Consider the following 10,695-nt stretch of genomic DNA (forward strand, 5'->3'; position numbering starts at 1 on the left):
AGGCCCTCACCGACGCGGTCATCCCGGGCGACCACGACCAGGACAACGCGAGCGAACGATGACAACCGCATACACCAGGGCCCTCTCGTTCCTGGTTGTCAATTTCCTGATCGCGACCGTCGTCGCGGTGGGCCTGGTGTCGCTGGCCGGTGCGGCGGACTACGCCATCGCCGGTCTGTCCGACCCCGGGGTGGTAACCCGCTACGGGGTGGTCGTGGCGAAGGTCGTCGCCGACGCCGCGGCGGTGGTGTGCATCGGCGCTTTGCTCCAAGTGGCGTTCCTCGTGCCACCACAAAAGTCCGGCACGGTGGCGCCGGACGGATATGCGGGACTTCGTGTCGCGCTTCTGGCCGCCTGGAGCTGGTTTGCGGGAGCACTGGCCTCGATGTACTTCTCCGCCGCAGATGGCGCGGGGCGGCCGGTCGCCGAAGTGCTGGCGCCGGCCGGCCTGCTCGAGCTTCTCGACGTGATCGAGCAGCCCAAAGCGTGGCTAATCACAGCCCTGATCGCGCTTATGGTGGCAGTCGGCTGCCACCTGACGCTGGCGTGGAAGTGGTCCGCGGTTCTGTTCTTCGTCGCCTTGGCGGGTCTCGTGCCGATTGCCGTGACCGGGCACTCGGCCGCCGGTGGGGCGCATGACGTCGCCACCAACAGCCTGCTCTACCACGTGGCCGGTGCCGCGCTGTGGGTCGGCGGGCTGGTCGCGATCCTGGGGTTGGGCTGGCGCGGCAGCCCGCATCTCGGGCTCGCCACGCGACGGTACTCGAAGCTCGCGCTGATCTGCTGGATCGTCATGGCGGCTTCTGGGGCGATCAACGCACTCGTTCGTATCGCGCCGGCTGACCTGCTCACCTCCGACTACGGTCTCCTGCTGATCGGAAAGATCGCCGCGCTGCTGATCCTCGGGGTGTTCGGGCACCAGCAGCGACGGCATGGTATCCGGGCAGTGAGCGACGGTGCCGGCAGTGGCCGCCTGGTGCAGCTGGCTGTGGTCGAGATCCTGATCATGTTCGTCACCGTCGGCGTCGCCGTGGCACTGTCCCGCACACCGCCACCACAGGAGTCTGCTGTCAACCCGACCCGGATGGAAGTGCTGATCGGCTACAACCTCGGCGGGCCGCCGACGGTCGCGAGGCTGCTGTTCGACTGGCGGTTCGATCTGATTTACGGTATCTTGCCGCTCGTCCTCGCCGGGCTCTACCTCGCCGGCGTGCGGCGGCTGCGGCGACGTGGGATCCAGTGGCCTTGGGGCAGGACGGCGGCATGGCTCGCCGGGTGCTTCATGCTGCTGATCGCGACCTCGTCCGGAATCGGGCGCTACGCACCGGCCATGTTCAGCGTCCACATGGTCGCACACATGCTGCTCACCATGATCGTCCCTGTCCTGCTGGTGCTCGGCGGTCCCGTGACACTGGCACTCCGGGCGATTCCGCCCGCCCGCCAGGACAATCCGCCAGGGGCGCGGGAGTGGCTGCTGGCCCTGGTGCACTCGCGGCTCACTCGTGTCCTCACCCATCCGGTCGTGGCTCTCGCGCTCTTCGTGAGTTCCTTCTACGGGCTGTACTTCTCGGATCTGTTTAGTGCCGCGCTGGACGACCACTGGGCACACCTGGCGATGAACGCCCACTTCCTGCTGACCGGATACCTGTTCTACTGGGTCGCGATCGGCATCGACCCCGCCCCACGTCGACTCCCCGCAGTCGGCCGACTCGGGCTCGTCTTCGCCGCGCTGCCGTTCCATGCCTTCTTCGGCGTCGCGATGATGAACCGACAGACCGTGCTGGGATCCCTCTTCTACGAGCAACTTGCCCTTCCCTGGGTGCCGAACCTGCTCGCCGACCAGCGCCTCGGGGGCGGCCTCGCCTGGGCTGGAGGTGAACTGCCGGTCTTCGTCGTCCTCGTCGCCCTGTTCATCCAATGGTCGCGCTCCGATGCACGTGAAGCCCGCCGGCTGGATCGCCGCGAGGAGGCCAGCGGTGACGCTGACCTCGCCGCGTACAACGCGATGCTCAAGCAGCTGAGCGGACGACGCGAATCCGGAAGATGATCGGCCTCTTGTCCGCTTCTACTAAAGAACCTAGTATGCGTCGTGGCGAGCGCGATTCGTCGATACTACGCACCGTGCCGGTTGTTCCCCTGCCGGCGAGGGTGGCACGGGCCTCGCCTTCCCGGCGGCCCGTGCCGCCCTCGGGTGTCCGTCCGCCGTGTGAGTCATCAAAGGTTGGCCGCGGTGCAGATCAAGGCGATCGTCATCAGGCTTGTGACCCCGACGAGGAAAGGCAGGGCCACCGCGGTCACGGAGACGACGATGCGCGCCAGTGCTCGCGAAAGGGGTCGATGCGCGCGAGCGAGCTGGTCGAGGTGGGCGAGGCGAAGGCGAATGAGGCCGCCCGCCATTCCCAAACCGTAGCCGGGGGCCGGAGTGCGGCTGACCACGGCGAGCGCCGTTCGCACCGCGGCGGCACCGTGGTGGCGGGCGGCCTCCTCGTCCGCGGCGAGTTCGACGAGAACCCGCACAACCGAGGTGGCTTGGCGGAACAGCGGTACGAACGGCGCGGCTGCTCCCAGCAGGTCCGCGAGAGCGACGATCAGGTGGTGGCGCCCACGCAGATGGGCCCGTTCATGGGCTAGTACCGCCGCCACTGCGCGCTCAGGTAAGGCCCGGGTGAGACCGTCTGTCGCCACAATCAGGCCTGAGCGGCCACCTATGCTGAACGCGAGGGGTTGTTCGTGCCGGAGCCACAGGGTGGTGGGGGAGCCGGCGTGTCGGTCTGCCACGAGCCGCAATGCCGCGATGTTCTCGCGCCGCCGCCGGATCCGGCGACGCACCTGGCGCCAGCCGGCAACCAGCCAGTGAATCATGGCGACCGACAGCAGTAGCGTGGCCCCGGCACCCGCGATCAACTCGTCGGGCCGCAACGACTGGTGTAGTGGTCCCCAGTCCTGGTGCAACGCCGCCAGCACGGCTCCCGCGGCCGCGTGGACCGGTGTTACCATCATCACCACGCCGGCCATCCCGGAGAGCAGCACTCCGGTCATCGACAGCAACCACCATAGGATGAGCGAGACCGGGTCGTGGTGACGGCGAAGTGCCCACGCGAGCGGATGTGGCAGCAGCCATCCGGCGGCCAGCATGCCGGCGAGGAGAGCTGCGCCCGCGATCATGATCGCGGGCCCGCCTTCTCGCGGTCGCCATCCTCGTCGGAGGAAAGGTGGAGGGACCGCGTCAGTGCCTGCGCGGGCAGTGTTCGGAGCCGACGGGCTACCTGGGCCCCGCCGGTGCAGAGAGGGGTGGCCACGCTGTTCCTGCCCCCGAATCGCGGCATTGCACCTCCAGGGTGACCTCGACGCCAGTAGACGATACCGGCCGTTGAACTTGCGCGCTGACCGTCACCATCCGCATTGCTCCCGGCCGCCGATGTGGCAGTCCGGGAGTCGTCGTGTAGGCCGGCGGGCGGCATCCGGGCGGAACGGGCCATCAACTACTATGTGATTTAGTGCATCTACGGCGAGGTGATCTTGATGACCAAGCGCGAGGCGAAACCCGCGCGTACGGTCATGACCCGGAAGTCGTTCCCCTGGGTGACGGCCATCGCGGTGGTCGCTGTCATCGGCCTCGCGGCGGTCGTGTTCGGTTACGCGTACACGCAGCTCTCGGCGAAGAAGGATCGACAGGACGCGTTGTCGGCGTGGACGCCGTCCGAGGACAACAGGGATCCGTCGGGCCGGATCGCCGGCGTGCTGAAGAAGGACTACCCGGCGGGTCAGCACGTACGGGCGATGCAGCGAGTCGCCTACGAACAGAGCCCGCCGATCGGTGGCGCACACGACGCAACCTGGGCAGATTGCAGTGGAACCGTGTACGGCGGCGCAGTGCGTACGGAGAACATGGTGCACGGCTTGGAACACGGTGCGGTGTGGATCGCCTACAACCCCGACCGGATCAGCGGTGAGGCCCTGGACCAGCTGCGCGCCCGGGTCGAAGGTCGGAACTACACGATGATGTCACCTTATCCAGGTCTGGACATGCCGATCTCGGTGCAATCCTGGGGGCACCAGCTCAAGCTGGACAGCGCCGACGACCCGCGGATCGACCAGTTCATCCAGGTGTTGCGCACCAACCCCAACACCTATCCGGAGGCGGGGGCCACTTGCGACACGATGAACGGCCAGTTCGACCGGGACAGCCTGCCGCCGTTCGTCGGCGATCCGCCGGCTCCGGATGCGGTTCCGGTGACTGGCGCGGGGGAGGACCGATGACCTCGGACGACACGCCTCCGCCGCAGCGCGGCCGGGTGAACCGGCTCGTGCTGAGGGTGACCGCGTTGATCGCCGCCGTTCTGGTCGGTGCGGCGGGCGGCCTGTTCCTGGGACAACAGTCCTCGAGGGGTGACGAACCTGGAATCGTGGACACCGGGTTCGCGCAGGACATGTCGACACACCATCTGCAAGCTGTGCAGATGGCTACTCTCGCCCGGGAATGCAGCACCGACTCCGCGGTCCGGCAGCTGGCCTTCGACATCGAGACCAGCCAGCTGGAACAGATCGGCCGAATGAAGGGCTGGCTCGTCCTGTGGGGCGCGCAAGAGCAGGCGCCGGGACAGGTCATGGGCTGGATGCCGGCGCAGACCCACACCGGGATGGCGATGCCCGGGGCACAATCCGGCGCGCTCATGCCGGGCATGGCGACGAGCGCGGAACTGGGCAGACTGCGCTCCTTGAGCGGTGCCGAGTTCGACGTCTTCTTCCTGCAGTTGATGGGGCGGCACCACCAGGGCGGCTCGGCGATGGCGAGCTTCGCCGCGCAGAACGCGACGACGCCGGCGGTCAAGACCCTTGCCGAGAACATCGTCAACAGCCAGACCGCCGAGGTGCGGACCATCGGCTCGATGCTTTCGGAGCGCAACGCGCAGCCGCTTCCCGCGCCCTGAACTCCTCCAGGAGTGGCGCCGCGCTCGTACCCGAGCTGACGGGTCGGCCCAGGGGAAGCCGTAGACCGCGCCTGCGCGGTCTACGACACCCTATTACGCGGCGACAGGAACACCACTAACCCGGATGTTTCGTGCGGCTGACGTGCTGGCCTGAACGCCTTCGGATTGGGTTTTTCGACGGTGCTTGTGGTCGGTGGGCGTGGTTGGTGGCCCGTTCAGCGGGCTGGCTGCCGGGGTTCCACGGGCCCGGATGAGTGTCCTTTCGCTGGTCGTAGGGGAGGGTTGTTGCTGGTCAGCCGGGGTGCAGGCGGGCCAGCGCGGTGGTGATCGGGCCGGTCCAGGGCCAGTGCGCGGCGAAGCGGAGTCGGGTTTGTCGGGCGTGGCGGGCCAGTCGGGCGGCGGCGGAGAACAGCCGCAGACGCAGCCGTTTGGGTTCCCAGCGGCGCGCGGGCTGGTCGTGCAGGGCCAACATTTGCAGCCAGGCGGTGAGTTCTGTGGCGCAGCAGATGATCTCGATCCAGATCCGGTTGGCGTCGAAACCGTGTAGCGGCAGATTCCGCAGTCCGGTGTCCTTCGCAGCACGAATCCCGGTCCTCGCAGCGGGCGCGGCGACGGTGCCGCAGCTCAAGGTCCGGTAGTTGGCCGCGGGTGGTATTGGTGGCGAACGCGGTCAGCCGCAGCCCGTTGCGGTCGGTGAACCGCAGTTGCGCGCCGGGGTGCGGGCGTTCGGCGCGCACGATCACCCGCATCCCGGGAGGCCAGCCGGTGAGATCGATCAACCCGGTCAGCTCGGCCACCCACGCCCCGTCCCGGACTGTGCCGCCAGCGTTGTAGGCGGGTGTCCACACGTGCTGGGGAATCCGGTCGACCGCGGCGGCGGTGATCGTGGTGAGGGTGAACCCGACCGAATACTGCAGCCGCCGGTTATGGCAGTACCGCACGAACTCGTGCGTGCCGCCACCGGAATCGGTGCGCACCAACACTTTCCGGCCGACCCGATACCCCGGCTGGGACGGTAACTGCGCCAACGCAGCCGCCAGCACCTGCTGGTGATCGGCCGCGGTGTTGGAACCGGCGTTGCCCGGCCGCAACATCATTACCAGCGGCTCACCGGTCCCTTCGGTGCCGTGGTCGGCCCACGCGCCCAGCGGGTGAAACCCGTACCCCTGCTTGAAGTTCGGTGCGGCTCGTTCCTTGTCCGAGTGCGCGGTCACCAACGTGGCATCCAGGTCGATGACGAGCGGATCACCGGTATCAACACCGTGATCGGGGGCGCGGTCACCGGCCCGGTCCCACGCCACCGCGCGAGCCGCGGCCCGCGCCGCCCGGATGGCTGTCACCACCTTCCCCGCGTCGCCAGCCAGCATGGACAGCAGCCGGGACACGGTCGGGTCCGAGGCCACCTGCCCGAACACACCCAGCTCGGCCCGCAGCAGACCAATATCGGACAGACAGTCCCCGCCCAGCGCCACCGCTACAGCGAGATCGAGCACGATCTTGCCCGGATCATGCATGGCCAACGGCTTACGCCACGGCAACAACGCCGCCGACAGCGCCGCGGTCAGACCCGTCGTCTCCGCCGTCCGCAACAGCGTGACCGCCCCGGCCTGCGACACGACACCGCTTCCCGCAGTGTCAACCGCCAACGACGGGTAAGGACCAGTAGACTTCAACACCAGAAAGGTGCTCCTCGAACTCGCTCGAACATGACCCTCAGCAAGTCATATTCTTGCAGCTCAGAGCACCTTTCTCTCTGCACGACACAGCCCCCACGCCCAGCCACCGTGAAAACGCGAGGCTAATGTGGCTAGTAGATCACCGCATAGAGGCGCGTCGATCTCAGGTCGCAGTCGTGTCCTTTCCCGAGCAGGCGCAGCAGCCAACGACATCGGCAATGCGGCGGCTGATACCCACTCTTTCGATTGAGGTAACAGAAAGATCACCGTGGGTTCGGTAATCTCGATGTTGGCTCGCTGGGAGTCGCCTTTGCCGGAAAGGATGCCGACGTGGTGCCGCAGTCCAGCCTTGTGAACCGGTACGCGCCGCTGCGGGGCCTCCTACTGTTCGTCGCCGCGATGTCCCTCCTGTTCGCGGCGGTCCACGACGAGACCGTGGAGGTATCTGCTTCGGCAATGGCGACGGTGACGGTGCCCGTGGTCGCGCCTGCCGACCACGATTCTCCGTTGCCCTGGCATTCTTCCTGCGAGCAAACTCCCGCGGCTGCCCCGGTGTTGTCCCAGGCGGCCGCCCCCAACTATGCCGTCGGCATCGTTTCCAATGCGGTGGCAAGCGGTTCGGTAATTTCGTGTCAGCTCGGTCGGTCCGGGGTCACGACCTTGCCCGCAGCGTCCAGAACCGTCACTCAACTCCAGGTGTTCCGGATCTGATCCCGGTGCCACTGTCCTGAAGCGACAGTGCATCGCGTGGCTCCAGATTAGCTTGATACACGGAAAGAGACTTCGCACGTGGCCTTTCACGACCTCGTGGCGCATGCGCGCGCCCACAGAACGATCGACGACCCGCTTCGCGAGCAGTTGGCATGCGGCCAGCAGCCCGTTGCCATGTTCATCACTTGTTCCGATGCCCGGATCGTCCCTGCAGCCATCACCGGTGCTCGCCCAGGCGACGTGTTCGAATTGCGCACCGCGGGCAACATCATTCCTGCGGGTTCCGCCGCCGATAGCCCAACCAGCGAGATCGCGACGATCGAGTTCGCGGTCACCATGCTGGGCATCGCCGACATCATCCTGTGCGACCACAGCGGACGCGGCGCAGTCGCCGCCGTAACCGGCGGCGTTGACACGGGGCGACTACCGGTGCTGGGGCGGTGGCTCGCGAGGACGGTTCGATGGCAGCCCGGTGACGCCCTCGACAGCCGCCGGGGCCTCGAGCAGCGACACCTGCTCGCTCAGTTCGCCGCTCTCGGCGAGATCGCTGTAGTGCGTGATCGGGTCGAACGCGGGGACCTGATGTTCCACTGCTGGTTCTACGACATCGGCAGCGGCGCCGTGTCCGCTTGGACGGATGACGGCGGCAGGCCGTCGTTCCGGGAACTCTGACGGAAGGCGCCTTGAATGACAACCGAAACCCACCCGAAACGACCGGCGAAACGTTCCACCCTCGATCGGCTGCGTGGCTTGGTGTCGGACTTCCGTGCCTCGCTGGTGGTATTCCTGGTCGCGCTCCCTCTTTGTGTCGGCGTCGCGGTGGCTTCCGGTGTCCCGGCCGAGCTGGGCATCGTCACCGGGATCGTCGGCGGCCTGGTCGCCGGGGCGTTACCCGGCAGCAGTCTCCAAGTCAGCGGACCGGCGGCCGGCTTGACTGTGCTGGTCGCCGATGCCGTCGAGAAGCACGGACTGGCCGCGCTGGGCGTGCTCGTCGCAGGTGCCGGCCTGGTGCAGATCCTGCTCGGCATCCTCCGGCTGGGCACCTGGTTCCAAGCGATCTCGCCGTCGGTCGTTCAGGGGATGCTCGCCGGAATCGGTCTGGTGCTGATCCTCGGCCAGCTCTACCCGCTGTTCGGCACGCGGTCGCCGACGGACACCGCGGACAAGATCGCCCAGTTGCCCGGTTTGATCACGGGACCCGGCGCGGACGCCGGTGCTGCTTGGTCAGTCGGTTTCGGGACGCTCACCCTGGCCATCATGGTGCTGTGGGCTCGCCTTCCTGCCCCCTGGCGGGCCGTACCCGGCGCGCTGGTTGCTGTCGCCTGTGCGGCGCTGCTCGCGGCCGTGTTCGCGGTGCCTGTGAGCAAGGTGCAAGTGGACTCAATCCTCACGGCGCTGGACGTGCCTGGGCCGAGCCAGATCGGCTTGATCACCGACCCCGCGGTTCTCGGTACGGTGTTGACCATCGCGCTCGTCGCTTCCGCTGAAAGCCTGTTCAGCGCCGCCGCCGTGGACCGCATGCACGAGGGTCCGCCGACCCGCTACAACGCGGAGTTGATAGCCCAGGGCGCCGGCAACGTGGTCAGTGGAGCGCTTGGTGCATTGCCGATGACGGCGGTCATCGTGCGGAGCTCGACCAACGTCCAAGCGGGCGCGCGCACGAAGGCGTCCGCGGTGCTGCACGGTGTGTGGTTGCTGGTGTTCGTGGTGGTCCTTCCCGACGTGGTCAGCCTGATTCCGCTCCCGGCGCTGGCGGCCTTGCTGGCGCACGCCGGCTGGAAGCTACTCGATCCCGTCAAGCTGGTACGAGCCGTCCGCCACGATCGGGCCGAGGCGGCTGTCACGATCGTCACGGCCGCCACGATCGCCAGTGTCGACATGTTGTCAGGCGTCCTGGCCGGTCTGGCGCTGGCGATTCTGCTTGCCGCTTGGCGGTTGTCGCACGTCGCAGTCGGTTGGTCGCATCCGGAGGATGGACGGGTGCACGTTCACATGCGCGGCAACGCCACGTTCCTGCGCCTGCCTCAGATCCTGCGGAGTTTGGACAAGGTACCGCAAGCCGACCGGGTGCACCTGGACCTGACCGATTTGCGACACCTCGATCACGCCACCCGCCTCACCCTCGAAACGTGGACGGCCCAACGCGAGAAGACAGCCGCGCACGTCCACACGGCGATGCCTCCTCAACTGGCTGACTGACCCGTTCGGAGCTGGGGTGACGACGTCGTCGCTCCAGTTTCGCCGATCAACGTCAGGCGAGCGCCACCCCGTGGGCCCGCCCCACCTCAGGCGCCGAAGGTGGTAGGTCACCTCTTCTTGGCGCTCGCCGGCCGGCCGAACCAGATGGCCGCCACGCTGATCAAACCAACGAGCACAACCGCGAGAACGACCCAGCCCAGACCGGCATCCCGGCTTGCTGACTGCTGGCGGCTGCGGTACCAACCGCCGATGCGGCGGTCGCTGTCGACGTCACAGTGGGGATGGGGGCACCGGTGCTCGCCGGTGCCACCAACGCCGCAGCGGTCAAAGTGAAGCGCACCGCGCCTGTCACTGGATGACCGTCCTCCGACAAGACGCGGTAACCGAGCGTGTACTCACCGGCCGGACCCGTCGCCTGGACGGGGGCCGTCAGCGCAGTGCCCTCGACTGTCAATTTGCCGACCTGCCCCTGGGAACCTCCAGGGCCGGTGATGGCGACGGTGCTGACCTCAGCGTTCATCGAGTTATTGAAGTTGAGCCGGATCTGCTGAGGCGGAGTTGAAAGCCCGTCACCTTCGGCCGGGTCGCTGCTCAGCAAACCGGTATGTGCCAGTGCCGGAGGTGCCGCGACGAGCATGGCCAGTGCGCTCGCCGCCAGCGCGAGCAGGATTCGTTTCATCTTCCGATCTCCGTTGCCTTCGTCGCGTCATCCGCTCGTGGGAGCGTACTAGGCGCGATCGTTGTCGTCGCCGGACGGCGGGCGCCTTATGCCAGACCTGCGGACCCCGGTTCACCTAGTTGATGTTGTTGCGCGCTTCGAGGAGGCCGGTGTTGCGCCAGGTGCCGTCGCCTTGGGCGGTACGTTCGCGGATCTGCGGGTTCCCCCGTTACCTAATGAATCTCGAACAGCCCGCTGGGACCGGTGAAAGCCTCCCCGTTACCTGACCCACTGAGGTCTCGAAAAAGAGCGGCAGCTCGGGGGTCCCGGCGGGCTGTTCACCCTGCTCGGCATCGCGCAGGCCTTGCCCCTTTCTGGACTTGAGTCCTAACGGGAGACCGGTCGACGCGATGTCGGCGGTGGTGGTCCGCCGCGCGAGTGCCATGCCTGAGCACCTCTGGGGCTTTCGAGCCCTCATGCAAGACCGGCGGGCTCGGCGTGTCGGACCACCACCGCGATC

General features: G+C 67.3%; 8 protein-coding genes and 1 pseudogene. 6 read left to right on the forward strand and 3 right to left on the reverse strand.

The window, feature by feature from the left end; all coding sequences use genetic code 11:
- Positions 1–58: 58 nt before the first annotated feature.
- Positions 59–2,047, forward strand: a complete 1,989-nt coding sequence (locus L2C96_RS43410) for a bifunctional copper resistance protein CopD/cytochrome c oxidase assembly protein (RefSeq protein ID WP_237340218.1) — start codon at positions 59–61, stop codon at positions 2,045–2,047.
- A 167-nt stretch (positions 2,048–2,214) separates the two neighbouring features.
- On the opposite strand, the gene L2C96_RS43415 is transcribed toward L2C96_RS43410, so the two are convergent.
- Positions 2,215–3,165, reverse strand: a complete 951-nt coding sequence (locus L2C96_RS43415) for a M56 family metallopeptidase (RefSeq protein WP_237340219.1) — start codon at positions 3,163–3,165, stop codon at positions 2,215–2,217.
- A gap of 357 nt (positions 3,166–3,522) precedes the next feature.
- Between L2C96_RS43415 and L2C96_RS43420 the strand changes: the two genes are divergently transcribed.
- Positions 3,523–4,260, forward strand: coding sequence for a thioredoxin-like domain-containing protein (locus tag L2C96_RS43420; protein ID WP_237340220.1), 738 nt, complete (start codon positions 3,523–3,525; stop codon positions 4,258–4,260).
- Positions 4,257–4,931 (forward strand): DUF305 domain-containing protein, encoded by a 675-nt coding sequence (locus L2C96_RS43425; RefSeq protein WP_237340221.1) that lies wholly within the window; start codon positions 4,257–4,259, stop codon positions 4,929–4,931. The genes L2C96_RS43420 and L2C96_RS43425 overlap by 4 nt, the downstream gene beginning before the upstream one ends.
- A 292-nt stretch (positions 4,932–5,223) precedes the next feature.
- Here L2C96_RS43425 and L2C96_RS43430 read toward each other — a convergent pair.
- A pseudogene (locus L2C96_RS43430) lies at positions 5,224–6,607 on the reverse strand (IS1380 family transposase).
- Positions 6,608–6,937: 330 nt separating this feature from the next.
- Between L2C96_RS43430 and L2C96_RS43435 the strand changes: the two are divergent.
- From L2C96_RS43435 to L2C96_RS43445, 3 genes are all read left to right on the forward strand, one after another.
- Entirely contained in the window at positions 6,938–7,318 is a 381-nt protein-coding gene (locus L2C96_RS43435) for a hypothetical protein (protein ID WP_237340222.1), read from the forward strand.
- A 78-nt stretch (positions 7,319–7,396) separates the two neighbouring features.
- Positions 7,397–7,990: a carbonic anhydrase gene (locus L2C96_RS43440; protein WP_237340223.1), complete on the forward strand. Its 594-nt coding sequence runs from the start codon at positions 7,397–7,399 to the stop codon at positions 7,988–7,990.
- Positions 7,991–8,005: 15 nt separating this feature from the next.
- Positions 8,006–9,517 carry a SulP family inorganic anion transporter gene (locus L2C96_RS43445; protein WP_237340224.1) on the forward strand — a complete coding sequence of 504 codons (1,512 nt, stop codon included), beginning with the start codon at positions 8,006–8,008 and terminating at the stop codon, positions 9,515–9,517.
- A gap of 160 nt (positions 9,518–9,677) precedes the next feature.
- On the opposite strand, the gene L2C96_RS43450 is transcribed toward L2C96_RS43445, so the two are convergent.
- The gene (locus tag L2C96_RS43450; RefSeq protein WP_237340225.1) at positions 9,678–10,196 is read right to left on the reverse strand and encodes a copper resistance CopC family protein; all 519 of its coding nucleotides are present in this window, start codon (positions 10,194–10,196) and stop codon (positions 9,678–9,680) included.
- Positions 10,197–10,695 lie beyond the last annotated feature (499 nt).

This window comes from Amycolatopsis tucumanensis (assembly GCF_021654135.1).
In the GTDB taxonomy this organism is placed as follows: Bacteria; Actinomycetota; Actinomycetes; order Mycobacteriales; family Pseudonocardiaceae; genus Amycolatopsis_E; species Amycolatopsis_E tucumanensis.